The organism is Achromobacter sp. MUI-25009338, from assembly GCF_057359325.1.
The window spans coordinates 1,122,326-1,145,104 of sequence record NZ_CM170627.1 but is presented as its reverse complement, the minus strand read 5'-3'; the positions used below and the strand labels follow the sequence as shown (position 1 = coordinate 1,145,104).

General features: G+C 68.3%; 25 protein-coding genes. 20 read left to right on the top strand and 5 right to left on the bottom strand.

What is annotated here, in order from left to right:
• Nucleotides 1-28: 28 nt before the first annotated feature.
• A complete protein-coding gene (gene trhA / locus AC1IQ6_RS05305) occupies nucleotides 29-667 on the bottom strand; it encodes a PAQR family membrane homeostasis protein TrhA (protein WP_111826309.1) in 639 nt (212 codons plus the stop codon).
• Between the two features lie 91 nt (nucleotides 668-758).
• On the bottom strand, nucleotides 759-1,844 hold the full coding sequence (locus tag AC1IQ6_RS05300; protein ID WP_485865990.1) for a P1 family peptidase: 1,086 nt from the start codon (nucleotides 1,842-1,844) through the stop codon (nucleotides 759-761).
• 193 nt (nucleotides 1,845-2,037) lie between these two features.
• Here AC1IQ6_RS05300 and AC1IQ6_RS05295 point away from each other — a divergent pair, with 193 nt between their 5' ends.
• The 3 genes from AC1IQ6_RS05295 (at nucleotide 2,038) to AC1IQ6_RS05285 (ending at nucleotide 4,352) form a co-directional block, all read left to right on the top strand.
• A complete protein-coding gene (locus AC1IQ6_RS05295; protein WP_102773791.1) occupies nucleotides 2,038-2,820 on the top strand; it encodes an amino acid ABC transporter substrate-binding protein in 783 nt (260 codons plus the stop codon).
• An 84-nt stretch (nucleotides 2,821-2,904) separates the two neighbouring features.
• Complete coding sequence (locus AC1IQ6_RS05290; protein ID WP_102774152.1) at nucleotides 2,905-3,585, top strand: amino acid ABC transporter permease; 681 nt, start codon at nucleotides 2,905-2,907, stop codon at nucleotides 3,583-3,585.
• Nucleotides 3,582-4,352, top strand: a complete 771-nt coding sequence (locus AC1IQ6_RS05285) for an amino acid ABC transporter ATP-binding protein (protein ID WP_485865989.1) — start codon at nucleotides 3,582-3,584, stop codon at nucleotides 4,350-4,352. Before AC1IQ6_RS05290 ends, AC1IQ6_RS05285 begins: the two co-directional genes overlap by 4 nt.
• A gap of 12 nt (nucleotides 4,353-4,364) precedes the next feature.
• Here the strand turns inward: AC1IQ6_RS05285 and AC1IQ6_RS05280 are convergent, their stop codons facing one another.
• Nucleotides 4,365-5,048 (bottom strand): peptidoglycan DD-metalloendopeptidase family protein, encoded by a 684-nt coding sequence (locus AC1IQ6_RS05280; protein WP_246842483.1) that lies wholly within the window; start codon nucleotides 5,046-5,048, stop codon nucleotides 4,365-4,367.
• A gap of 188 nt (nucleotides 5,049-5,236) precedes the next feature.
• Between AC1IQ6_RS05280 and AC1IQ6_RS05275 the strand changes: the two genes are divergently transcribed.
• From AC1IQ6_RS05275 to AC1IQ6_RS05230, 10 genes are all read left to right on the top strand, one after another.
• A complete protein-coding gene (locus AC1IQ6_RS05275) occupies nucleotides 5,237-5,677 on the top strand; it encodes a DUF2946 family protein (RefSeq protein WP_102774153.1) in 441 nt (146 codons plus the stop codon).
• 61 nt (nucleotides 5,678-5,738) lie between these two features.
• Nucleotides 5,739-6,359 (top strand): SCO family protein, encoded by a 621-nt coding sequence (locus tag AC1IQ6_RS05270; RefSeq protein WP_479731157.1) that lies wholly within the window; start codon nucleotides 5,739-5,741, stop codon nucleotides 6,357-6,359.
• A gap of 33 nt (nucleotides 6,360-6,392) precedes the next feature.
• Complete coding sequence (locus AC1IQ6_RS05265) at nucleotides 6,393-6,881, top strand: copper chaperone PCu(A)C (RefSeq protein WP_485865988.1); 489 nt, start codon at nucleotides 6,393-6,395, stop codon at nucleotides 6,879-6,881.
• Between the two features lie 186 nt (nucleotides 6,882-7,067).
• A complete protein-coding gene (locus tag AC1IQ6_RS05260; RefSeq protein ID WP_479731156.1) occupies nucleotides 7,068-8,282 on the top strand; it encodes an ATP-binding protein in 1,215 nt (404 codons plus the stop codon).
• A 5-nt stretch (nucleotides 8,283-8,287) separates the two neighbouring features.
• Nucleotides 8,288-8,839, top strand: coding sequence for a response regulator transcription factor (locus tag AC1IQ6_RS05255; protein WP_102773797.1), 552 nt, complete (start codon nucleotides 8,288-8,290; stop codon nucleotides 8,837-8,839).
• A 258-nt stretch (nucleotides 8,840-9,097) separates the two neighbouring features.
• Nucleotides 9,098-10,006 (top strand): ubiquinol oxidase subunit II, encoded by a 909-nt coding sequence (gene cyoA, locus AC1IQ6_RS05250; RefSeq protein WP_102773798.1) that lies wholly within the window; start codon nucleotides 9,098-9,100, stop codon nucleotides 10,004-10,006.
• 2 nt (nucleotides 10,007-10,008) lie between these two features.
• On the top strand, nucleotides 10,009-11,985 hold the full coding sequence (cyoB, locus tag AC1IQ6_RS05245) for a cytochrome o ubiquinol oxidase subunit I (RefSeq protein ID WP_102773799.1): 1,977 nt from the start codon (nucleotides 10,009-10,011) through the stop codon (nucleotides 11,983-11,985).
• A gap of 3 nt (nucleotides 11,986-11,988) precedes the next feature.
• A complete protein-coding gene (gene cyoC, locus AC1IQ6_RS05240) occupies nucleotides 11,989-12,603 on the top strand; it encodes a cytochrome o ubiquinol oxidase subunit III (RefSeq protein WP_102773800.1) in 615 nt (204 codons plus the stop codon).
• A complete protein-coding gene (gene cyoD / locus AC1IQ6_RS05235) occupies nucleotides 12,603-12,953 on the top strand; it encodes a cytochrome o ubiquinol oxidase subunit IV (RefSeq protein WP_102773801.1) in 351 nt (116 codons plus the stop codon). Before cyoC ends, cyoD begins: the two co-directional genes overlap by 1 nt.
• A 107-nt stretch (nucleotides 12,954-13,060) precedes the next feature.
• Nucleotides 13,061-13,654, top strand: a complete 594-nt coding sequence (locus tag AC1IQ6_RS05230; RefSeq protein ID WP_485865987.1) for a nitrogen fixation protein NifQ — start codon at nucleotides 13,061-13,063, stop codon at nucleotides 13,652-13,654.
• Here AC1IQ6_RS05230 and AC1IQ6_RS05225 read toward each other — a convergent pair.
• Entirely contained in the window at nucleotides 13,648-15,723 is a 2,076-nt protein-coding gene (locus tag AC1IQ6_RS05225) for a TonB-dependent receptor family protein (RefSeq protein ID WP_485866553.1), read from the bottom strand. The genes AC1IQ6_RS05230 and AC1IQ6_RS05225 overlap by 7 nt on opposite strands.
• 89 nt (nucleotides 15,724-15,812) lie before the next feature.
• On the opposite strand from AC1IQ6_RS05225, the gene AC1IQ6_RS05220 reads away from it, so the two are divergent.
• From AC1IQ6_RS05220 to AC1IQ6_RS05210, 3 genes are all read left to right on the top strand, one after another.
• A complete protein-coding gene (locus AC1IQ6_RS05220; protein ID WP_102774154.1) occupies nucleotides 15,813-16,028 on the top strand; it encodes a SlyX family protein in 216 nt (71 codons plus the stop codon).
• Between the two features lie 202 nt (nucleotides 16,029-16,230).
• Entirely contained in the window at nucleotides 16,231-16,593 is a 363-nt protein-coding gene (locus tag AC1IQ6_RS05215; RefSeq protein ID WP_485865986.1) for a DUF4148 domain-containing protein, read from the top strand.
• A gap of 388 nt (nucleotides 16,594-16,981) precedes the next feature.
• Nucleotides 16,982-17,284, top strand: a complete 303-nt coding sequence (locus tag AC1IQ6_RS05210; protein WP_479731155.1) for a hypothetical protein — start codon at nucleotides 16,982-16,984, stop codon at nucleotides 17,282-17,284.
• Nucleotides 17,285-17,366: 82 nt separating this feature from the next.
• On the opposite strand, the gene AC1IQ6_RS05205 is transcribed toward AC1IQ6_RS05210, so the two are convergent.
• Nucleotides 17,367-19,667 carry an NADP-dependent malic enzyme gene (locus tag AC1IQ6_RS05205; protein WP_111825725.1) on the bottom strand — a complete coding sequence of 767 codons (2,301 nt, stop codon included), beginning with the start codon at nucleotides 19,665-19,667 and terminating at the stop codon, nucleotides 17,367-17,369.
• A gap of 104 nt (nucleotides 19,668-19,771) precedes the next feature.
• Between AC1IQ6_RS05205 and AC1IQ6_RS05200 the strand changes: the two genes are divergently transcribed.
• From AC1IQ6_RS05200 to AC1IQ6_RS05185, 4 genes are all read left to right on the top strand, one after another.
• Nucleotides 19,772-20,734 carry a LysR substrate-binding domain-containing protein gene (locus AC1IQ6_RS05200; protein ID WP_102776399.1) on the top strand — a complete coding sequence of 321 codons (963 nt, stop codon included), beginning with the start codon at nucleotides 19,772-19,774 and terminating at the stop codon, nucleotides 20,732-20,734.
• A 176-nt stretch (nucleotides 20,735-20,910) separates the two neighbouring features.
• Nucleotides 20,911-21,393: a hypothetical protein gene (locus tag AC1IQ6_RS05195; RefSeq protein WP_111826312.1), complete on the top strand. Its 483-nt coding sequence runs from the start codon at nucleotides 20,911-20,913 to the stop codon at nucleotides 21,391-21,393.
• Nucleotides 21,393-21,881 (top strand): hypothetical protein, encoded by a 489-nt coding sequence (locus AC1IQ6_RS05190; protein WP_102776401.1) that lies wholly within the window; start codon nucleotides 21,393-21,395, stop codon nucleotides 21,879-21,881. Before AC1IQ6_RS05195 ends, AC1IQ6_RS05190 begins: the two co-directional genes overlap by 1 nt.
• A gap of 65 nt (nucleotides 21,882-21,946) precedes the next feature.
• Nucleotides 21,947-22,750, top strand: coding sequence for an AraC family transcriptional regulator (locus AC1IQ6_RS05185; protein ID WP_485865985.1), 804 nt, complete (start codon nucleotides 21,947-21,949; stop codon nucleotides 22,748-22,750).
• Nucleotides 22,751-22,779 lie beyond the last annotated feature (29 nt).

Below are 22,779 nucleotides of genomic sequence, written 5' to 3'. Positions count from 1 at the left end.
AACTCAGATATCGAGCGCGCGCAACCCATCAGGCGGCGAAAGCCGCCCCCGCATGCAGAAACCCGAACACCGTCACGAAATGGCAGGCCGTACCGCCCATGACGCACAGATGCCAGATGCCATGCGCATGGCGCCAGCGCTTGTCGTTGACGTAGAACAGCGTGCCCGCGGTATAGATGGCCGCGCCGGCCAGCAGCCAGGCCAGCCCGGCCGACGATAGCGAACCCGCGATGGGCGCGGCGAACGCCACGCCCAGCCAGCCCATCGTCAGGTAAAGCGGCAGCGCCGGCGGCGCCCCGCGCGCCCACCAGAGTTCACGGCCGATGCCCAGCGCGGCCAGCAGCCAGATGGCCACGCCCATGGCCGCGCCCCAGCCGTGCTCGACCGGGCCGAACGCCAGCGGCGTGTAGGTGCCGGCGATCAGCAGATAGATGGCGCTGTGGTCGGCCTTGGCCCACAGCGCCTTGCGCCGGCCGCGCGACCAGTGGAACAGCACCGACGAGGCGTAGACCGCGATCATGGAGGCGGCGAACACGGCGCAGCCGACGATCTGGCGGGTATTCACGTTGAGTTCGGCGGCGCGCGAAATGAGCGCACCCGACGCGGCCACCGCCAGCGCCAGGCCCGCCAGATGCGTCGCGCCGTTGAGTCGTTCGCCTTGGTACATGCGCCCCTCCACGCCGGCCATGCGCCGGACCTTGCATCATGGGCCGATTCTGTGACAAAGGCGGGTCAGGCGGGCGGACGAACCCGCAATATCAGACGATGAAATCCACCGCGGCCGGATAGCCCTCCAGCGCGCGCGCCGACAGGATGGCGCGCTGCACCGCGATGGCCATGGCCTCGGCCGCCATCACGCCCAGCAGCGTGACGTTGGCGGTCTTGCCGGAAGCCCCCGTGCCCAACGCAAAGATCGTGTCGCCGTCGAGCATGGTGTGGATCGGGTTGATGGTCCGGGCCAGGCCATCGTGCGCCATGGCGGCGATCTTCTGCGCCTGCGCCTTGGTGAGCCTGGCGTCGGTGGCGACCGCGCCGATGGTGGTGGCCGCGCCCGGGCGCATCGACTTGGGCAGGTCGCCGGCCAGGATGGCGGCGCGGGTGTCCAGCAGCATCTTGCCGTCGGCGGTGCGCGCGCCGGCCAGGATGCGTCCGGTCGACGGGTCCAGCACGTCGCCCACCGCGTTGACCGCCACGATGGCGCCCACGGTCACGCCAGCCACGCGCAGCGAGGCGCTGCCCAGCCCGCCCTTCATGGCGCGCCTGGGACCGTACAGCTTGCCCACCGTCGCGCCCGCCCCCGCGCCGACGTTGCCCTCTTCGGAGGCCTGCTCGCTGGCCGTCTTGCAGGCCTGGTAGCCGGCGGCCGCGTCCGGGCGGATCGAGGCGTCGCCCACCCCCAGGTCGAACAGAATGGCCGCCGGCACGATGGGCACGTGCGCCACGCCCACGTCGAAACCGATCTTCTTTTCCTCCAGGTAGCGCATGACGCCGGAGGCCGCGTCCAGGCCGAACGCGCTGCCGCCGGCCAGCAGGACGGCGTGCACCTGCTCCACCATGTTCATCGGATCAAGCAGGTCGGTTTCACGGGTGCCGGGCGCCGCGCCGCGCACGTCGACCCCGCCCGTGGCGCCGGCCTCGGCGATGATGACCGTGCAGCCCGTCGGGCGGCGCGTATCGGTGTAGTGGCCCACGCGCAGGCCGGCCACGTCCGTGATGCTGCCTCCGCCCGGCATGCGCCGCGCGCCGTCGGCGCCCCTGGCCGGCATCGCCCCGGCCGCCGCGGCGCCCGCGGCCGCCATCATGAAAGCCCGCCTGTTCCATCGCTGTTCCACACCGATCTCCATCAAGGTCCCGCATGAAAGAGCCCGGCGGCTGGGCGCCGGGGCTTGGGTAACACCATATGACTTGCCGCTATATTTTTACTATTCCTTATGCTTTGTGGAAAAATAGGCCAGTTGTTAGAGTGCGGCTACGCCGGAGGGCATCGCAGCCCCGCATGCTCTCCACAGTGATACCCACCATCCGTGGAGCACCGCCATGAAACTCTTCCGTACCCTGCTGGCCGCCGGCCTGGTCCAGTTCGCCGCCCTGTCCGCCGCCCATGCCCAGTCCGGCCTGGACCAGATCAAGGCCGCGGGCGTCTTCAAGATCGGCACCGAAGGCACCTACGCTCCCTTCACTTTCCACGACGCATCCGGCGAGCTTACCGGTTTCGACGTGGACATCGGCCGGGCCATCGCCCAGCGCCTGGGCGTGAAGGCCCAGTTCGTCGAAGGCAAGTGGGACGGCCTCATCGCCGGCCTGGACGCCAAGCGCTACGACGCCGTGATCAACCAGGTGGGCATCACCGACGCGCGCCGCGCCAAGTACGACTTTTCCGATCCGTACATCTCCTCGGCCGCCGTGCTGATCGTGCGCGACGACAACACCAGCATCAAGTCCTTCGCCGATCTCAAGGGCAAGAAGTCGGCCAACACGCTGACCAGCAATTTCGGCAAGCTCGCGCAGAGCCACGGCGCGCAGGTCATCGCGGTGCAGGGCTTCAACGAGGCCATCGACCTGCTGACCTCGGGCCGGGTCGAAGCCACGGTCAACGACAACCTGTCGTTCCTGGATTTCAAGAAGCAAAAGCCCAACGCGCGCGTCAAGATCGCCGCCACCGACAAGACCGCCGAATTCAGCAACTCGGGCGTGCTGATCCGCAAGGGCAACCCCGAGCTGCAGGCCGCCATCAACAAGGCGCTGGCCGACATGAAGGCCGACGGCACCTACAAGACCATCTCGGTCAAATACTTCGGCACCGACCTGTCGGCCCAATAAGCCGCTGGAGCCTACATGACGCCACCTGCCTGGCTGCAAGCGGTGATGCCCGACTGGCTGCTGGCCCAGGTCGCGGCGTGGACGATGCCGGCCTGGATCCAGCTCATGGCCGATTCGTTCTGGCCGCTGCTCATGGCCGGGCTGACGTTCACGGTGCCGCTGACGCTGCTGTCTTTCGTGCTGGGCCTGGCGCTGGCCTTCGTGGTCGCGCTGATCCGGCTGTTCGGCCCGGCGCCGCTGGTGGCGGTGGCGCGTTTCTACGTGTGGCTGATCCGCGGCACGCCGCTGCTGGTGCAGCTCTTCGTGATCTTCTACGGGCTGCCCAAGGCGGGCCTGGTGCTGGACCCGCTGCCGGCCGCGCTGATCGGCTTCACGCTCAACGTGGGCGCCTACAACTCGGAAGTCATCCGCGGCGCCATCGAATCCATCGGCAAGGGCCAATGGGAGGCCGCCTATTCGCTGAGCATGACGCGCGCGCAGGCGCTGCGCCGCACCGTGCTGCCGCAGGCGGCCCGCGTGGCCGTGCCGCCGCTGTCGAATTCCTTCATCGCGCTGGTCAAGGACACCTCGCTGGCCGCGGCGATCACCGTGCCCGAGATTTTCCAGGCCGCGCAGCGCATCGCCGCGGTCACCTATGAACCGCTGATCCTCTACACCGAGACCGCGCTGATCTACCTGGCGTTCAGTTCCGTCCTGTCGGCCGCCCAGGTCCGGCTGGAAAGGCGCTTCGGCCAGCACGCGGTGTTTGCGGAGAAGAACCGATGATCCGCCTGGAAAAGATAGAGAAAGCGTTCGGCGGCAACCCGGTGCTCAAGCAGGTCGACGTGAGTATCGCCGAAGGCAGCGTCACCGCCCTGATCGGCCCGTCCGGCAGCGGCAAGAGCACGCTGCTGCGCTGCGTGAACCTGCTCGAAGTGCCCGACCGCGGCCGGCTCGTGATCGGCCCGGAAAGCGTGGAGTTCGAACCCGGCCGCAAGCTGCCGCGCGAGCAGGTGCAGCGCGTGCGCATGCAGACCGGCATGGTGTTCCAGAACTTCCAGCTGTTTCCGCACCAGACCGTGATCGGCAATGTCATGGAAGGCCTGGTGACGGTGCAGAAGTGGCCGGCCGACCGGGCCCGCGCCCGCGCCGAGGAACTGCTGCAAAAGGTCGGCATGCTGCCGAAGGCCGACGCCTGGCCCGCCAACCTGTCGGGCGGACAGCAGCAGCGTGTGGCCATCGCCCGCGCGCTGGCGCCGGCGCCGCGCGTGCTGCTGTGCGACGAGCCGACCTCGGCGCTCGATCCCGGCCTGGCGGCCGAGGTGGTGGACGTGCTGCGCCAGCTGGCGGCCGAGGGCATGACCATGCTGATGGCCACGCACGACCTGCGGCTGGCGGCCAGCGTATCGCGCGAGGTGGTGTTCCTGCTGGACGGCGCCGTGGTCGAATCCGGCGATTCGGGCCAGCTGTTCAGCCGGCCCGCGGACCCGCGCACCGCGGCGTTCATCTCCACCCTGACGCAGGAGGCGGCGCACGCCGCCCCGGGCGTCTGAGGGCGGCGCGGCTTACTTCGGCGGCAGCGAGCCGGCCGGATCGACGGCCTGGCCGTCGTAGCGCAGCTCGAAATACAGGCCCACCTGCTTGCTGTCGCTATTGCCCATTTCCGCGATCTTCTGCCCCTGGCTGACGCGCTGGCCTTCGGTGACCAGCAGCTTGCGGTTATGGGCGTAGATGCTCAGGAAGCTGGCGTTGTGCTTGACGATGACCAGATGGCCGTAGCCGCGCAGCCCGCTGCCCGAATAAGCCACCGTGCCCGGCGCCGCCGCCACCACCGGCGTGCCGGCGGAATTGCTGATGACGATGCCGTTGGACCCCGAGCCGTCGTAGCCGCGCGTGACCTTGCCCTGCGCCGGCCAGATCAGCGAGATCGCGCCCGGCGGCGCCGTGCGCCGCCGCGCCGACGAGGTGGCCGCCGGCTTGCGCGTGGTCTGCGCGCGCGTCTTGGCCTTGGTGGGCGTGGACGTGCGCGCCTGGCCGGCGGGCGGTTCGACGCGCAGCACCTGGCCGACCTCGATGGCGTTGGCGTTGGACAGGCGGTTCCAGCGCACCAGGTCGCTGACGCTGGCGCCCTGCTTGCGCGCGATCTGGTAGAGCGTGTCGCCCGACTGCACGCGGTAATAGCCGGGCTGGACCTTGGTGGAACCGCAGGCCGACAGCAGCACCAGCAGCGCGATGCCGGCCAGCCCCAGCCAGCGGCGCAGGATGGACCGGTGCCGCGACGGCCGGGGCCGGCTGGCGCCGGCATGCGGCGCGCCTATGAGTGGGACAGGGGACGAGGAAAGCGCTGAAACCTGGGGCACTGAAAATCGGTGGTCGGGACGAAGTGCGTTCAAGGGTACCAAGATTTTCGCGCGGCGGCGCGGGTAGAATGGCCGTCATGCCAGCCACGTCCCGCCAGCTCCGTCGCCAGCCCGCCGCACGCGCCGCGCGCGCCACGGCCCTGCTGTGGCTGGCGCTGATGGCGCTGGCGCTGCGCGCGCTGGTGCCGGCCGGCTATATGCCCGACGTGGGCGCGCTGCACGACGGCCGGCTCGAAGTCACCTTCTGCTCGGCCGCCGGCGCCCCGCCGGCGCTGGCCCTGCAGCTGGCCGCCAAGTCCCGGTCGGGCAAGAACGCCGGCCACGATAACGCCGGCTCCGGCGCGCAGTGCCCCTTCGGCCTGCTTGCGCATCTCACGCCCGCGCCAGCCGCCGCGCCCGCCGTCCTCGTTCCCGCCGCCGCGCGGCATGCGCCGCCGCGGCCCGCTGCCCGCGCCCTGCCCACGCAAGGCGCCCAGGGCCCGCCGCTGGGCTCGCGTGCTCCGCCTTTCCTCGCCTGACGCCGCATAACCGCGCGGCCGCGCCGCGCGCCCTGCCCGAACGTCAACCGACGAGGTAAACATGTTTTCCCGCTTTCTGCGCGCCCCCGCCGGCGCGCCCTCGCACGCGCCCGATCCGCGGCGCCGCGTGCTGCTGTCCTCGCTCGCGCTGCTGGCCCTGAGCGGCTGCGGCCCCGATGCCCCGAAACTGCACGGCATGGATCTCTCCGAAATGCCGGCCGGCGATTTCCAGCTGCAGGACACCGACGGCAAGCCCCGCACGCTGGCCGACTACCGCGGCCATCCGGTCATGCTGTTCTTCGGCTTCACCCAATGCCCGGACATCTGCCCCACCGCGCTCACGCGCGCCGTGGAAATCAAGAACTTGCTGGGCGCGGACGCAGAACGGCTGCGCGTGCTCTTCATCAGCGTGGACCCCGAGCGCGACACGCCCGAGATCCTGCGCGCCTATACCCAGGCCTTCGATCCGGGCTTCATCGGCCTGCGCGGCGACGCCGAGCAGACCCGCGCCGCCGCCCAGTCGTTCAAGGTCTATTACCAGAAGGTCGCCACGGGCTCGTCCTACACCATGGACCACACCGCCCTGACCTACGTCATCGACGCCCAGGGCAAGCTGCGCCTGGCCCTGCGCCACCAGCAAAGCGCGCAGGAATGCGTCGAAGACCTGCGCACCGTGCTCTGACCCGCCCGCTACTAATAGAGATAGGAACAAGCCATGCAAGCAACCGCATTCAAATCCCTGGCCGCCGCCTTCGCCCTGTGCGCCCTGGCCGCCGCCCCGACCGCCTTCGCCCAGGACGCCTCGCTCTCGGTGCAGGAACCCTGGGTCCGCGCCAGCGTACCCAACCAGCACGCCACCGGCGCCTTCATGCGCCTGACCTCCACCGCGCCGGCGCGCCTGGTCGCGGTGGAGTCGCCGGCCGCCCGGAACGTGGAGATCCACGAAATGGCGATGCAGGACAACGTCATGAAAATGCGGCAGGTGCCCGGCATCGACCTGCCCGCCGGTCAGGCGGTCGAGCTCAAGCCCGGCGGCTACCACGTCATGCTGATCGACCTGGTCAGCCAGATCAACGCGGGCCAGCACGTGCCGCTGACGCTGGTGATCGAGGACGCCCAGCGCCAGCAGCGCCGCATCACGGTGGACGCCGAGGCGCGGCCGCTGGGCGCGGCGGCCAAGCCCGCGGCCGGCCACGCGCATTGAAGCGGGACGCCGGCGCCCGGATAATTGGGGACACAATCATTCCCCCTGGCGCCGGAGTCCGCCGCCGATTCGCCATACAATGCCTGCACATCCGCGCCGGCGCCCCCGCCGCGCCCCGGATGCCAGCGTCGCGCACAGCCGGACGCTGGCCCCGCCGGCCCGCTGGCCGGCCCTCTGTGTCTGGATATGCCCGGTAGTTCCGCCTTTTCCTTCCTGCGTACCCTCTGCAGTCTGCGCTGGCTCGCCATCGCGGGCCAGGCCGCGACCATCCTGCTGGCCAGCGGCGTGCTGGGCCTGGCCCTGCCGCTGGAGCCGCTATGGCTGGGCGTGGGCGCGCTGATCGGGTTCAACGTCTACGCCAGCCTGCGGCTGCGCCAGCGCCGCGACCTGTCGCACGCGACCGCGTTCGGCCATCTGCTGGTGGACATGGCCGTGCTGGCCTGGATGGTGGGCTGGAGCGGCGGCATCAACAATCCGTTCGGCATGATGTTCCTGATCCTGACCGCGCTGGCGGCCCTGGCGCTGCCGCGCAACTGGGCGCTGGCCGCGGCGGTGGCGGGGATCTCCGGCTACGCGGCGGCCGCCATCTTCGGCCAGCCGCTGCGCGGCGAGGTGGATTCGCACAACCTGCTGCTGTGGGGCATCGGCGCCAACTTCCTGATCTCGGTGGTGGTGGTGCTGGTGTTCTCCACCCGCCTGGCCTCGGACCTGCGCGCCCGCGAGCGCGAACTGGCCCGGCTGCGCGAGCGCTTCACCCGCAACGAGGGCATCGTGGCGCTGGCCACCCACGCCGCGGCCATGGCGCACGAGCTGAACACGCCGCTGGCGACCATGACGCTGCTGGCCGACGAGATCGCCGCCGAGGTCAAGGACGAAGATCTGCGCGCCGACGTGTCCACGCTCAGCCAGCTTCTGGCCCTGTGCCGGGAACGTATCCGCAATCTGGCGGTCCCAACCGCCGTGGACCTGGTGCGCGTGGTGGGACAATGGCGCCTGATCCGGCCGACCATCGATCTGCAGCGTTCGGGCGCCCTGCCCGGCAGCCTGCGGGTCGATCCGGCCATCGCCCATCTGCTGCAGGCGCTCCTGAACAACGCGGCCGACGCCGGCGAAGCCGTCAACGTGCCGCGCGTGGACCTGCATCTGGAGTACGGCTATGGCGCCTTGCGCGGCGAAGTGCGGGACTACGGCCAGGGTTTCGACCCCGACCACACCGTGCTGCCGGCCACCAGCCTGTTCAACAGCGGCAAGCCGGGAGGGTTGGGCGTGGGCCTGGCGCTGTCGCACGCCACGGTCGAGCAGCTCGGAGGAGAAATGACCATGACCGCCGCCGAAGGGGGAGGCACGCGCATCCGCTTTTACCTGCCGCTGGGCCAGACCCAGGGCAGTCCAGGGACTTGAATGTGATGAATCCAACCGATCTTGGCCTGTTGATCGACGACGACGAGCTTTACGTCCGCACGCTGCAGCGCAGCCTGTCGCGGCGCGGCCTGGAAACCCGCACCGCCACCGGCATCGCGGAAGCGCTGCGCGTGGCCGAAGAGATCCGCCCCGCCTTCGCCCTGGTGGACCTGCGCCTGGGCGAGGACTCCGGCCTGACCCTGATCCGCCCGCTGCGCGCGCTGCGCGCGGACATGCGCATCCTGCTGGTCACCGGCTACGCCAGCGTGGCCACCGCCGTGGAGGCCATCAAGCGCGGCGCCGACGATTACCTGCCCAAGCCGGCCACCGCGCCCATGATCCTGCGCACGCTGGGGCTGGTGAAGCCCGAGTCCGTGGCCATCGAAACCACCATGACCCCGCTGCACCGCCTGGAATGGGAACACATCCACCAGGCCCTGCACGAAACCGGCGGCAACGTCTCGGCCGCCGCCCGCCTGCTCGGCATGCACCGCCGCTCCCTGCAGCGCAAGCTGGCGAAAAAACCGGGGCCGGAACGCGAAGTGCTGGTCGACTGATTTGTGCAGGTGCGACATAAAGTCGCACCCCGGCTTTGTGCAGGTGCGACATATCGTCGCACCCCGCCCCCGGCGCTAAACCCTTCTCCCGCCAGGGAAAACCCCTAAGCCCGGACAATGGGGCCGGCGCGGCGCCAGGCAATGCGACCATTCGTCGCAGGCTTGACCCAGATCAAACCGATAGGATGGACGTTGCTGCCTAGCAGCATTCCAGTCTGCTGCTACGCAGCATTTCCCATCATCCATCCAAGGCTGTACGTGAAACACCCCCTCCTTGCGACCCTTACGCGCATTATTGGCGTCGGCGCGGTCATGCTGCTTGGCGGCTGCAACATGGAAATCCTCTCCCCCAAGGGAGACATCGGCATGCAGGAAAGGACGCTGCTGTTCACGACGACCGGGCTCATGCTCATCGTCGTGATTCCGGTCATCGTCATGATCCTGGCATTCGCCTGGAAATACCGCGCATCCAATACCAAAGCCGATTACCAGCCCAAGTGGGCCCACTCCACCGCGATCGAAGTCGTGGTCTGGAGCGTGCCCTGCATCATCGTGGCGATCCTCGCCGTGATCACCTGGCGCTCCACGCATGCGCTGGACCCCTACAAGCCGCTCGTCTCCGAGCACAAGCCGGTGACCATCGAGGTGGTTTCGCTGGATTGGAAGTGGCTGTTCATCTACCCCGAGTACGACATCGCCACGGTCAACGAGATCGCCTTCCCGGTGGACGTTCCGGTCAATTTCCGGATCACCTCGGCCACGGTCATGAACTCGTTCTTCATCCCGCAGCTGGGCAGCCAGATCTACTCGATGGCCGGCATGGAGACCAAGCTGCACCTGAACGCGCGCGAAATCGGCACCTACGCCGGCATTTCGGCCAACTACAGCGGCGGCGGTTTCTCGGGCATGCGCTTCAAGGCGCACGCCATGTCGCAAGAAGGGTTCGACAACTGGATCAAGGAAGCCAAGGCCGCTCCCGGCGCGCTGACCCCCGAGGTCTACGCCGAGCTGACCAAGCGCAGCGAACACAATCCGGTAGTCAAGTATTCGTCGGTGCCGCCCTCCATGTTCGAGTACATCCTGGGCAGCACGATGACCAAGATGGCCGGCGTGGACTCCGCCACGTGCACTCCCACGTCGAATAATCTGATCGCAGGAATCAACTAACAATGCTCGGGAAACTTACCCTCGAGGCCATTCCGTTCCATGAACCCATCGTCATGGTTACGCTGGCCGCCGTGTGCCTGGGAGGCGTAGCGCTCCTGGGCGCCATCACCTACTTCCGCAAGTGGAAGTACCTCTGGACGGAATGGCTGACCTCCGTCGACCACAAGCGCATCGGCGTGATGTACATCATCGTCGCGCTGATCATGCTGCTGCGCGGCTTCGCCGACGCCATCATGATGCGCACCCAGCTGGCGGTCGCCTCCGCCGACTCGGCCGGCTTCCTGCCGCCGCACCACTACGACCAGATCTTCACCGCCCACGGCGTCATCATGATTTTCTTCATGGCGATGCCCTTCATCACCGGGCTGATGAACCTGGTGGTGCCGCTGCAGATCGGCGCCCGCGACGTGGCCTACCCGTTCCTGAACTCGCTGAGCTTCTGGCTGTTCGGCGCCGGCGTCGCGCTCATGATGATCTCGCTGTTCGTCGGTGAATTCGCCGCGACCGGCTGGCTGGCCTATCCGCCGCTCTCGGGGCTCGACTACAGCCCGAGCGTCGGGGTGGACTACTACATCTGGGCGCTGCAGATATCCGGGCTCGGGACCACGCTTTCCGGCATCAACTTCATCGTGACCATCCTGCGCATGCGCGCGCCGGGCATGAGCCTGATGAAGATGCCGATCTTCACGTGGACCTCGCTGGTCACCAACGTCCTGATCGTCGCCGCCTTCCCCGTGCTGGCCGCCACGCTCGCGCTGCTGACCATGGACCGCTACCTGGGCACGCACTTCTTCACGAACGACATGGGCGGCAACGTCATGATGTACGTGAACCTGATCTGGATCTGGGGCCACCCCGAGGTCTACATCCTGGTGCTGCCCGCTTTCGGCGTGTACTCGGAGATCGTCGCCACCTTCGCCCGCAAGACCCTGTTCGGCTACAAGTCCATGGTCTACGCCACGGCCGCCATCGGCGTGCTGTCGTTCCTGGTCTGGCTGCACCACTTCTTCACCATGGGCGCGGGAGCCAACGTCAATGCCTTCTTCGGCATAGCGACAATGATCATCTCGATCCCGACGGGCGCGAAGATCTTCAACTGGCTGTTCACCATCTACCGCGGCCGCCTGCGCATCACCACGCCGGTGCTGTGGACGCTGGGCTTCATGATCGTGTTCGTCATCGGCGGCATGACCGGCGTGATGCTGGCCATCCCGGGCGTGTCGTTCGTGCTGCACAACAGCCTGTTCCTGATCGCGCACTTCCACAACACCATCATCGGCGGCGTGGTCTTCGGCTGCATCGCGGGCATGACCTACTGGTTCCCCAAGGCGTTCGGCTTCAAGCTGAACGAGCGCCTGGGCCGCTATTCGTTCTACTGCTGGTTCGTCGGCTTCTTCCTGGCCTTCATGCCCCTGTACATCCTGGGCTTCAAGGGCATGACGCGCCGCCTGAACCACTACGACAACCCCGAATGGCAACCGTACCTGCTGGTCGCCCTGGTCGGCGCCGCGCTGATCATGCTGGGCATCTGGTTCCTGCTGCAGCAAGTGTTTGTCTCGATCTACCAGCGCAAGCAGAACCAGGACCTCACCGGCGATCCCTGGGATGGCCGCACGCTGGAATGGTCGATCGCCTCGCCGGCTCCTTTCTACAACTTCGCCCACGTTCCTCACGTCGATGAACTGGACCAGTTCTGGGAAGACAAGCAGAACGGCAAGGCGTACAAGCGTCCCGCCAAGTACGAGGACATCCACATGCCGAAGAACACCGCCGCCGGCGTCTTCATCGGCGCGTTCGGCCTGGTCATGTGCTTCGCCCTGATCTGGCACATCTGGTGGCTGTCCATCGTCGGTTTCGTCGGCATGATCGGTTCGTTCATCGTCCGCGCCTATGACCGCGACGTCGACTACTGGGTCCCGGCCAAGGAAGTCGAACGCATCGAAAACGCTCACTTTGACAAAATGCAGAAGGCCGCCTGAGCCATGATTCAAGCCGTAGCCACTCTCCCCCACGCGGGTCACGACGATCACGCGCATCATGACGATGGATCCAAGACCGTATTCGGTTTCTGGGTCTATCTGATGAGCGACCTGCTGATCTTCTCGGTCCTGTTCGCCACGTTCGCGGTGCTGTTCAACGCCACCGCGGGCGGCCCCACGGGCAAGGAACTGTTCGACCTGAAGTTCGTGCTGGTCGAAACGCTGTTGCTGCTGTTCTCCAGCTTCACCTTCGGCATGGCCAACCTGAACGTGCACGCCGGCAACAAGAGCCGAGCCATGGGCTGGCTCATGGTGACGTTCCTGTTCGGCGCGGGCTTCATCGCGATGGAAGTCTATGAATTCCATCACCTGATCTCGATCGGCGCCGGCCCGGGCCGCAGCGCGTACCTGTCGGCGTTCTTCACGCTGATCGGCACGCACGGCCTGCACGTCACGTTCGGCCTGATCTGGATCATCGTCATGCTCGACATGATCCGCCGCCACGGCCTGGACTCGATCAACAAGCGTCGTCTGGCGTGCCTGAGCCTGTTCTGGCACTTCCTGGACATCGTCTGGATCTGCGTCTTCACCTTCGTCTATCTCATGGGAGCCATCTGATGTCGCACTCCGCTGCGGCCGCACACGGCCACGACGATCACGCCGCCGACCACGGCACCGTGAAGTCCTACATCATCGGTTTCGTGCTTTCGCTGCTTCTCACCTTCGGCTCCTTCGGCCTGGTGATGAACGGCGCGCTGTCCCATACCGCCACGATCATCGGCGTGGTGGCGCTGTGCGTGCTCCAGCTGCTGGTGCAGCTGGTGTACTTCCTGCACATGGGCGCATCGAAGTCGGCCCGCGACAACCTGGCCACGTTCGTCTTCACCGTGCTGATCATCGCCATCATCGTCGGCGGTTCGGCATGGGTGCTGTACAACATGAACGTCAACATGGGCCACCCCATGTAATGGCGGCCAGCCGTTGAAGCAGAAAAACAGGCGCTCCGGCGCCTGTTTTTTTTCGCCTGCGCGGTTTCGTTATATATTCAAGTAAATAACGAAACCGCGCATCCGCCATGCAAACTCCCGCACTTGCCGACACCGACCGCGCCGAACGGCTCGCCCAGACGCTGCTGCGCCACGCGCCGCCGTGCCATCCCGACGCCGGCTTCTTCGCGGCGGTGCTGGGCAAGCGCCTGGCGCTTGGCGACCTGGGCGGCTGCGGCCTGACGCCGCAGGAACTGGACGGCCTGCTGGCGCGGCTGTTCCCGGGCGCCGCGCCGGCCGAACTGCGCGCACAGCGCGCCGCCCTCGCCGCGCCGGTCCTGGACGCAGAGCAGGCAGCGTTCAAGCAGATGCTGCGCGGGTTGCTGCAGGCCTGGAGCGTGCCGACGGCCGACATCACGGCCTGGGTCACCGGCGCGCTGGCCCATGCCTGCCTGCGCCCCGACCACCTGTGGCGCGACCTGGGCCTGTCCGGCCGCGAAGACGTGACCGCGCTGCTGGCGCGCCACTATCCCGGCCTGGTGGCGCGCAACGTGGGCAACCTGCGCTGGAAGCAGTTCCTGGCCTATGCGGCCTACGAACGGGCGGGCCTCGCGCCGGCGCAGGCGCCGGGCTGCCCGGCCTGCGAGGACTACGGCGTCTGTTATCCGCAGCCGCTTCAGTAGCGGTAGGTGGCGCCGACGCCGGCGCCCAGGCTGCGGCCCGCGGCCGGTTCGTAATAGCGGCCGTTGACCTCGTTGACGATCACCGAGCCGGCGTAGCGGCGGTCGAACAGATTGTCCACGCGCGCATAGGCGTTCAGCTCCCACGGACCGAGTTTCTTCACGTAGCCCAGGCTCAGCGCCGCCACGAAATAGCCGGGCGCGTCGCCGTCGTTGGCGTCGTCGACGTAGACCTGGCTCAACAGGCGCGCCTCCACCGAGGCCTGCCATCCCTCGGGCGGCGCCCAGGCCAGCGACGCATAGGCCGCCTGGCGCGCGATGCCCGGTATCCGGTTGCCGGCGCGGATCGCGCCGGGCCCGTCGTCGACGTAGCGCGCGTCCAGCCAGGTATAGGCAAACCGGGTGCGGCCGTGGCGCGCGAACTCGCCGGACCAGCCCAGCTCCACGCCGTCGCGCCGCGTGCGCCCGGCGTTCTGGTAACTGGTGCGGCCGCCCGCGCTGCCGGCCGCGACGATCTCGTCGTCGGTGCCGGTATGGAACACCGCCGCGGTCAGCAGGCCGCCGGCGAGCTGCGCCTTCACCCCTGCTTCCAGATTGTCGCTGACGGCCGGCGCCAGCCCGAAATTCAGGCCGGGCGCGCCGCCGGGCCGGTACGAAAGCTCGTTCAGCGTCGGCGTCTCGAAGCCGCGCCCGTACGAGGCGTAGAGGCTGAGCGCCGGATCGGGCGCATAGCGCAGCGCCGCTACCGGCAGCGCCTTGCGGTAGCGCGCCGCGCCGCTGTCGTCGGCGTTGCCGGGCGCGACGTAGCGGTCGTCGGAATCGAACTTGACCGTGCTGTAGCGCAGGCCCGCGTCCAGCGTCCAGCGTTCGGCGAACTGCCAGGACGCCTGCACGTAGGGATCGGCGTTGTAGACGGTATTGGTTTCGTCGCGCCGCAGCGCGCCGCGCACGCCCAGCTGGCGATTCGCCCCGTCGCCGGTGTAGTTCTGGTAACCCTTGCGGTCCTCGCTCAGCGTGTCGTAGGAAAAGCCGCCGATCAGCGTCAGCGGCCGGCCCGCCAGCGAGACATCCGAGGTCCAGCGCAGGTCGGCCCCGCCGTAGCGGCGCTTCAGGTCGATGACGCCGCCGGCCTGCGACGGCGCCATCTGCGCGGCCGGCGGGATGGACTGGTACTGCGTGGTGTCGCGCTGGCCGTAATAGACCATCAGGCGCAGGCTGTTACGCCCGTCGATGGCGCGCTCGTAGACCGCGCCGCCCTGGGTCTGCCTGACGCTTTTGCGCGTGTCGTACAGCTCGGCCAGCGGCGCGGCCCTGGGATCGTCCTGGAACTGGCGATATGTCAGGCCCAATGGGTCCTGCGCCTTCAGGTCCACGCTGTTGGCCACCAGCGTCAGCCGGCTGGCGTCGTCCAGCTGCAGGCCCAGCTTGGCGTTGCCCAGGTTCTTGCGCGCGGCGCTGTGGTCGCGGTAGCCGTCGGTGGTGAACCGGGTCAGGTCCAGCACGTAGTCCAGCCCGCCGGAGGCCCCGTTGGCGCGCAGGCCGTAGCGCCAGGTGGCGTAGCTGCCGCCCCAGCCGCTGGCGGACAGCGAGGGCGGCTCGACCCCGTCTTCGGTGTTCACCAGGATCACGCCGCCGGATGAATTTCCGTACAGCGCGGAGAACGGCCCGCGCAGCACCTCGACCTGGCCGATCGAGCCGATGTCGATGTTCGAGGTCTGGCCCTGCCCGTCCGGCATGGTGGCCGGTATGCCGTCCACGTACAGGCGCACGCCGCGCACGCCGAAGCTGGCGCGCGCGCCGAAGCCGCGGCTGGAAATCTGCAGATCCTGGGCGTAGTTCTGGCGGTTCTGGATCTGCAGCCCGGGCACGCCGGCCAGCCCTTCGGACAGGTTGATCCCGGGCTGGCCGCGGCGCATCTGCGCGCCCTCGACCACGTCCACCGAGGCCGGCGTCTGCATCACCGGACTGCCCAGACGGGTGCCGGTGACCACGACGGCCGGGAGTTCGGCGGAGCCGGGGCCGGGCGCGGCCGGCTGCGCCCAGGCCGCGGCCGCCGGCGCCGAGGCCAGCAATCCCTGCAGCACCCGGCGCCGCGCGCCGCGGTCCAACCATCCTGCCAAATCCGCCTCCTCGATTCCGGGAATCGGTTCTAATGGCGCCCATGGATAACATGCAAGACATCGAACGCCGCCTGCTGGAGCTGGAAGTCAAGGCCAGCTTCGCCGACGACCTGCTGGACCAGCTCAACCAGATCATCGTCCGCCAGCAACAGCAGATAGACCGCCTGATGCGCGAAGTCGCCGAGCTGCGCCAGCAGGCGCCCGAGGGCGCCGCGCCCTTTCGCAGCCTGCGCGACGAGCTGCCGCCGCACTACTGAGACGCCCGTCAATCGATCCCATTAATGGAAACTATAGCCTTAAAATAGGCCGTTCTTTCCATCTATGGAATTATCTTTTACCGATACCAGGGTTTATCCCTACTCCGATTCCGCGCAATATTGAGCCATCGGGAAACAGCAACGAAGCACGACGGATAGGCCGCCGAATTCGCTCCCAAGCTCTTGAAATCGGAGATTTATCATGAAGACCACGAAGACCCTTGCTACCACCCTGGTGATGTCCCTGGCCGCGCTGAGCGCCGGCGCCTATGCCGCCTCGCCCAACATCGAACCCAACAACGTCCCGTTCCAGGGCGTCTACGGCACCCCGTACGAAGGCCCGACCCGCGCCCAGGTGCAAGCCGAACTGGCTGCCGCCAAGGCCGCCGGCCAGGTCAGCGACGTCGAACCCAACGACATGCCCTTCGCCGGCGTCTACGGCGCCCCCCAATCAGGCAAGACCCGCGCCGAAGTGCGCGCCGAACTGGCCGCCGCCAAGGCTGCCGGCCTGGTCAGCGGCGTCGAACCCAACGACATGCCGTTCGCCGGCGTCTACGGCGAATAAAGCCCGCACGAATCCACCCTTCCCCTTGTTGTACCTTGGCCGCCGGCAGTTCGGGCGGCCTTTTTTGTCGCCGGGCCGCCCCAAGACAAAAACGCCCCCTCGGGGCAGCAAGCACGCGTAGCGTGCGCGGCGTGGGGGCCTTTTTTGTCGCCGGGCCGCCCCAAGACAAAAACGCCCCCTCGGGGGGGCAGCAAGCACGCGCAGCGTGCGCGGCGTGGGGGCTTTTTTTTCGTTCATCGAGGCGCGCTGCGGTACTATCGCCCCGAGATCCGGCATCACATAACGACTTTACGAATCAGGGAGCCACATCTTGAAAACCACCCGCGTTCTTGCCTCTTTGCTCGTGGCATGCGGCGTCTCGGCCACGGCGACCGCTGCGCCGCCGGTCATGCTGAACAATGCCATCATCACCCAGATCCCCAAGGCCGACCGCAGCTCGTTCCACGAGGCCGTCGCGCAGGCGCTGAACAATTCGGCCGACGGCCAGCGCACCGAATGGACCAGCACGCACCAGCCCAAGAAAGCCGCGCCGATCACGGTGCAGCTCACGCCCACCCAGACCACGACGGTCAAGAACGACCAGACCTGTCGCTTCCTGGTGGGCGATTTCGCCCGCGCCGCCACCACGGAAAAATGGCAGTTCTGGTTCTGCAAGCAGCCCGACGGCACCTGGAAGGCCAGCAGCCACTAAGCGCGCCGGCTCGCCAGAAAAAAGCGCGCTGCGCCCATCCTGCGATGGGGCAGCGCGCTTTTTTTGCAGGCTACGCGGGCGATCAGGCCTGGGGCTCGATCCGGTTGGCGTCCAGCACCGTCATCGCCGCCATGTTGATGATGCGGCGCACGGTCGAGCTGGAGGTCAGGATGTGCACCGGCGCGTTCGCGCCCAGCAGGAACGGACCCACCGCCACGTTGCTGCCCGCGGTGGTCTTGAGCAGGTTGTAGGCGATGTTGCCGGCGTCCACGTTCGGGCACACCAGCAGGTTGGCCTCGCCCTTGAGCGAGGACGAAGGCAGGATGCGCATGCGCAGCGCCTCGTCCAGCGCGCAGTCGCCGTGCATCTCGCCGTCGATCTCCAGTTCCGGATCGATCTCCCGCACCAGCTCCAGCGCGCGGCGCATCTTCGCGCCCGAGGCCGAGCTGCCGGTGCCGAAGTTCGAGCGCGACAGCAGCGCCACCTTGGGCGCCAGGTTCATGCGCGCCATTTCCTGCGCCGCCATCACCGTGAACTCGGCGATCTGTTCGGCCGTGGGCTCGTCGTTGACGTGGGTGTCGACCAGCACCACCGTGCGCTCGTTGAGCAGCAGGATGTTCATGGCCGCGTACACGTTGTGGCCCGGACGGCGGCCGATCACCTCGTCCACGAAACGCAGGTGGTCGTGGTAGGCGCCGACCGTGCCGCAGACCATGCCGTCGGCGTCGCCCAGGCGCACCATCATCGCGCCGATCAGCGTCAGGCGGCGGCGCATCTCGACCCGCGCCATCTCCTTGGTGATGCCGCGGCGGCACATCAGCTCCCAGTACGTGGTCCAGTACTGATGGAAGCGCTCGTCGTATTCCGGGTTGGTGACTTCCACGTCCTCGCCCAGGCGCAGGCGCAGGCCGAATTTCTCGATGCGGGCCAGCAGCACCGACGGGCGGCCCACCAGGATGGGGCGGGCCAGGCCTTCGTCGACCACCACCTGCACCGCGCGCAGCACGCGCTCGTCCTCGCCTTCGGTGAACACGATGCGAGCCTTGCCGCCCTCGCGCACGATGTTTTTGGCCGCCGCGAACAGCGGCTTCATGAACGCGCCCGAGTGGTACACGAACTGCTGCAGCTGCGCCTCGTAGGCCTCCAGGTCGGCCAGCGGGCGCGTGGCCACGCCGTCTTCCATCGCCGCCTTGGCCACCGCCGGCGCGATGCGCACGATCAGCCGCGGATCGAACGGCTTGGGAATCAGGTAGTCCGGGCCGAACGAAATGTCATAGGTGCCGTAGGCGGCCGCCACCACTTCGTTCTGCTCTTCCTCGGCCAGCTCGGCGATGGCGTACACCGCCGCCTTTTCCATCTCGCGCGTGATGGTCGTGGCGCCCACGTCCAGCGCGCCGCGGAAAATGTACGGAAAGCACAGCACGTTGTTGACCTGGTTCGGGTAGTCCGAACGGCCCGTGGCCATCACCACGTCGTCGCGCACGCCGTGCGCCACTTCCGGCAGGATCTCCGGCGTCGGGTTGGCCAGCGCCAGGATCAGCGGACGCGGACCCATCGCCGCCACCATCTCCGGCTTGAGCACGCCGCCGGCCGACAGGCCCAGGAATACGTCGGCGCCCTGGATCACCTCGGCCAGCTTGCGCGCGTCGGTCTTTTGCGCGAAGCGCGCCTTGTCCGGGTCCATCAGCGCCGTGCGGCCTTCGTAGACCACGCCTTCGATGTCGGTGACCCAGACGTTCTCCAGCGGCAGCCCCAGGTCCACCATCAGGTCCAGGCAGGCCAGCGCGGCCGCGCCGGCGCCCGAGGTCACCACCTTGACCTGCTTGATGTCCTTGCCCACCACCTTCAGGCCGTTGATGAAGGCCGCCGACACGGTAATGGCGGTGCCGTGCTGGTCGTCATGGAAAACCGGGATCTTCATGCGGTCGCGCAGCTTGCGCTCGACGATGAAGCATTCGGGGGCCTTGATGTCTTCGAGGTTGATGCCGCCGAAAGTGGCTTCCAGGCCGGCGATGATCTCGACCAGCTTGTCCGGGTCGGTCTCGTTGATCTCGATGTCGAACACGTCCAGGCCGGCGAACTTCTTGAACAGCACCGCCTTGCCTTCCATCACCGGCTTGGACGCCAGCGCGCCGATATTGCCCAGGCCCAGCACCGCGGTGCCGTTGGTGATCACGCCCACCAGGTTGCCGCGGCCGGTGTAGCGGAACACGTTGGCCGGGTCGGCCACGATTTCCTCGCAGGCCGCCGCCACGCCGGGCGAATAGGCCAGCGCCAGGTCGCGCTGGTTGACCAGCGGCTTGGAAGCCACGACCGAGACTTTCCCCGGGGTGGGATATTCGTGATAGTCCAATGCCGCCTGGCGGTCCGACTGGTCATTCATGGAGCTGTGCCTCCTGGTTGAGATAGAAAAATTCTAGGCTCCAAGACATAAGTAGATCATTCGGATTTAATATCGTCCCATTACGTTTACCTTATGCATTCCCTATGACCGCCTTCGATCCGGACCTGGTGGTCCGGAAACTGACCTCGCGGCTGAAGATGCGCCACCTGATGCTGCTGTTGCAGATCGAGCAGCACGGCTCGCTGACCCGGGTGGCCGAGCACATGGCCACCAGCCAGCCGGCGGTCACCAACGCCCTGGCCGAGCTGGAAAACATGTTCGGCGTGCCGCTGTTCGACCGCTCCGTGCGCGGCATGACGCCCACCGCCCTGGGCGCCGTGGTGCTGGCCCGGGCCCGCGCCCTGGTCCACGACCTGGGCCATCTGGTCCAGGAAATGGAGGCGGTGGCCGCCGGCCACGCGGCCCATCTGCATATCGGCGTCATCCCGTTCGTTTCGGGCCAGATGCTGTCGGCGGCCATCGGCCGCACCCTCCCGCAGGGCCGCCACATCACCGCCACCATCCACGAAGGCCAGGGTCCGGCCCTGCTGCGCCAGCTGCGCGACCACAGCCTGGACCTGGTGGTGGGCTGGGCCACCCCGTCGGTGGACATGACCAACATCGCCTTCGAGGTGCTTTACCGCCAGCAGCCGCGCCTGATCGCCAGCCGCCGGCTGGCCGCGCGGCTCGCCCGGTCGCGGCTGGAATGGAACCGGCTGGCCGACCTGGACTGGATACTCGGCACGCCCGGCAGCCCGATCCGCGAGCAGGTGGCCGACATCTTCCTGCGCGCCGGGCTCGCGCCCCCGCCGCCCTCGGTGCAGAGCGATTCCTCCAAGCTGATCGGGGAAATGGTGGTCGCCAGCGACCGCGCGGTCACCATCCTGCCGGCCGACATCGCCGACGAACTGGTGCGCATCGCCGGCGCGGCCATCGTGCCGTATTCGTTCGACTGGACCCTGCCGCCGATCTCGCTCTTCACGCGCTCCGACGGCCTGCGCCGCAACGTCGACGCGCTGTTCGCCGCCGCGTTGCGCGAGGTCTACACCAAGGGCGCGCGCGTCTAGTGTGCTGTCCCGTAGATACGCGCGCAAAATTGCCAACAAATGCAAATCCGCTACCGGCGCGCAGGCGCGCGCTCCTATACTTGCCGCGCCAGGCATCACGCAGGAGGGCAGGTAGTTTGTCGTACATTTTTTCGCCCGGCGCCGCGGTCCGCGGCGCGCTCGCCCTCGCCGCGCTCATGGCGCTGTCGGGCTGCAGTTCGCTGCTGAGCGAGGGCACCGGCGCGGCCGCCGGCATCGCCGGCACCGCCATCGCCAACAAGGTCACGGACAACCCCACGGTGGCCACCGGCATCGGCCTGGGCGTGCAGGCCGGCGCGCAGGCCGCCCTGGCCTATGCCCAGCGCAAGACCCGCGGCGAGGAGCAGGACGCGATCGCCGCCGCCGCCGGCCCGCTGGCCGTGGGCAAGGTGGCCAGCTGGCAGGTCAGGCACCAGCTTCCCATCGAAAGCGACGCGCAGGGCCAGGTCACCGTCAGCCGGCTGATCGGCGGCGTGGACCTGGAATGCAAGGAAGTGGTGTTCTCCATCGACACCCCGGCCGAACAGCGCGGCGCACCGCCCGCGCGCGAGTTCTACGTCACCACCGTGTGCCGCGACGGCGCGCGCTGGCGCTGGGCCAGCGCCGAGCCGGCCACCGCGCGCTGGGGCTCGCTGCAGTGATGCGCGCCGCAAGCCTGCTGGCGGCCGCCAGCCTGGGACTGGCCGGCTGCCAGAGCTCGTCCATCGGCGGCGCGGCCGGCGCCGTGGTCGGCACGGTCAGCGGCGCGGCCACCGCCAATCCGGTGGCGGGCTACGCCATCGGCGTGACCGTGCAGGCCGCGGTCGACGCCAGCGTGAAATACGTGCTGCGCGAATGGAAGAACGACCAGCAGAACGTCATGGCCAACGCCGCCGGCGAACTCGCCATCGGGCACGTGCGGCAGTGGCAGATCCGCCATGCGCTGCCGGTGGGCAACGAGCGCGGCGCCATCCAGGTGGTGCGCGACATCGACACCCCGCTGACGCGCTGCCGCGAAGTGCTGTTCACGGTCGAGCAGGACCAGGCGCCGGCGCCCGCCTACACCAGCCTGATCTGCCGCCAGCCCGGCGGCCAATGGAAATGGGCCGCGGCCGAACCCGCCGTGGCCCGCTGGAACGGCCTGCAATAGCTTGATCGCGCCGGCCCGGGCGGGCGATACTGCCTGGGGTCCGACTACGGAGGCCGACCGCTCCCATGAACCCAGGCCAGTTCCTCATGCAGCGCAGCGCGCTCGCCGGCGTGCAGGCCGTGGCCGCGCACAGCCGGCACCGGTTCGCGCGTCATACGCACGAGCAGTACGGCATCGGCGTCATGCGCCTGGGCGCCCAGGTTTCCCATAGCGGCCGCGGCCAGGTCGAGGCCGGCCCGGGCCACGTCATCACCGTCAATCCGGGCGAAGTGCACGACGGCGCGCCGCTGGGCGACGGCCTGCGCGCCTGGCAGATGCTGTACCTGGACCCGCAGGTGGTGGCCGAAGCCGCCGCCGGACTGCCCGCCGCCCTGCGCGGCTACGAATTCGAACACCCCGCGCAGGACCGCCCCGAACTGGCCCGCGACGTGCTGGCGCTGTACGCGCAGGCGACGGTCGGCGCCGCGCCGCTGGCTTGCGACGTGCTGCTGCTGCGCATCCTGGCGCGGGCGGGCGCGGCGCCGGCGCGCGGCCGCGACCGGCCGCGCGGCGCGCCCGACGCGATCCGCCACGCGCGCAGCCTGATCGACGACGATCCGGCCGCCGCGCTGTCGCTGGCCGACCTGGCCGCGGCCAGCGGCCTGAGCCGCTATCAGGTGCTGCGGGCCTTCTCCCAGGCCACCGGCCTGACGCCGCATGCCTACCAGATGCAGCGCCGGCTGCTGCTGGCGCGCAGCCTGATCCGCCAGGGCACGGCGCTGGCCGAGGCCGCGGCGGCCGGCGGTTTCGCCGACCAGAGCCACATGACCCGGCTGTTCGTGCGCGCCTACGGCGTCTCGCCGGCGCGCTACGCCCGGGCCGCCGGCTGAGCGCGGGCCGGGCTGCAATTTCGTTCAAG

Coding starts and splice junctions, on each gene's coding strand:
- AC1IQ6_RS05205 (WP_111825725.1), bottom strand. CDS start 19,667: ATGAATGACCAGTCGGACCGCCAGGCGGCATTGGACTATCACGAATAT.
- AC1IQ6_RS05210 (WP_479731155.1), top strand. CDS start 16,982: ATGCTGAACAATGCCATCATCACCCAGATCCCCAAGGCCGACCGCAGC.
- AC1IQ6_RS05200 (WP_102776399.1), top strand. CDS start 19,772: ATGACCGCCTTCGATCCGGACCTGGTGGTCCGGAAACTGACCTCGCGG.
- AC1IQ6_RS05260 (WP_479731156.1), top strand. CDS start 7,068: ATGCCCGGTAGTTCCGCCTTTTCCTTCCTGCGTACCCTCTGCAGTCTG.
- AC1IQ6_RS05290 (WP_102774152.1), top strand. CDS start 2,905: ATGCCGGCCTGGATCCAGCTCATGGCCGATTCGTTCTGGCCGCTGCTC.
- AC1IQ6_RS05275 (WP_102774153.1), top strand. CDS start 5,237: ATGCCAGCCACGTCCCGCCAGCTCCGTCGCCAGCCCGCCGCACGCGCC.
- cyoB (WP_102773799.1), top strand. CDS start 10,009: ATGCTCGGGAAACTTACCCTCGAGGCCATTCCGTTCCATGAACCCATC.
- AC1IQ6_RS05185 (WP_485865985.1), top strand. CDS start 21,947: ATGAACCCAGGCCAGTTCCTCATGCAGCGCAGCGCGCTCGCCGGCGTG.
- AC1IQ6_RS05270 (WP_479731157.1), top strand. CDS start 5,739: ATGTTTTCCCGCTTTCTGCGCGCCCCCGCCGGCGCGCCCTCGCACGCG.
- AC1IQ6_RS05285 (WP_485865989.1), top strand. CDS start 3,582: ATGATCCGCCTGGAAAAGATAGAGAAAGCGTTCGGCGGCAACCCGGTG.
- AC1IQ6_RS05230 (WP_485865987.1), top strand. CDS start 13,061: ATGCAAACTCCCGCACTTGCCGACACCGACCGCGCCGAACGGCTCGCC.
- cyoC (WP_102773800.1), top strand. CDS start 11,989: ATGATTCAAGCCGTAGCCACTCTCCCCCACGCGGGTCACGACGATCAC.
- trhA (WP_111826309.1), bottom strand. CDS start 667: ATGTACCAAGGCGAACGACTCAACGGCGCGACGCATCTGGCGGGCCTG.
- AC1IQ6_RS05295 (WP_102773791.1), top strand. CDS start 2,038: ATGAAACTCTTCCGTACCCTGCTGGCCGCCGGCCTGGTCCAGTTCGCC.
- AC1IQ6_RS05255 (WP_102773797.1), top strand. CDS start 8,288: ATGAATCCAACCGATCTTGGCCTGTTGATCGACGACGACGAGCTTTAC.
- AC1IQ6_RS05300 (WP_485865990.1), bottom strand. CDS start 1,844: ATGGAGATCGGTGTGGAACAGCGATGGAACAGGCGGGCTTTCATGATG.
- AC1IQ6_RS05195 (WP_111826312.1), top strand. CDS start 20,911: ATGGCGCTGTCGGGCTGCAGTTCGCTGCTGAGCGAGGGCACCGGCGCG.
- AC1IQ6_RS05190 (WP_102776401.1), top strand. CDS start 21,393: ATGCGCGCCGCAAGCCTGCTGGCGGCCGCCAGCCTGGGACTGGCCGGC.
- AC1IQ6_RS05215 (WP_485865986.1), top strand. CDS start 16,231: ATGAAGACCACGAAGACCCTTGCTACCACCCTGGTGATGTCCCTGGCC.
- AC1IQ6_RS05265 (WP_485865988.1), top strand. CDS start 6,393: ATGCAAGCAACCGCATTCAAATCCCTGGCCGCCGCCTTCGCCCTGTGC.
- AC1IQ6_RS05220 (WP_102774154.1), top strand. CDS start 15,813: ATGGATAACATGCAAGACATCGAACGCCGCCTGCTGGAGCTGGAAGTC.
- cyoD (WP_102773801.1), top strand. CDS start 12,603: ATGTCGCACTCCGCTGCGGCCGCACACGGCCACGACGATCACGCCGCC.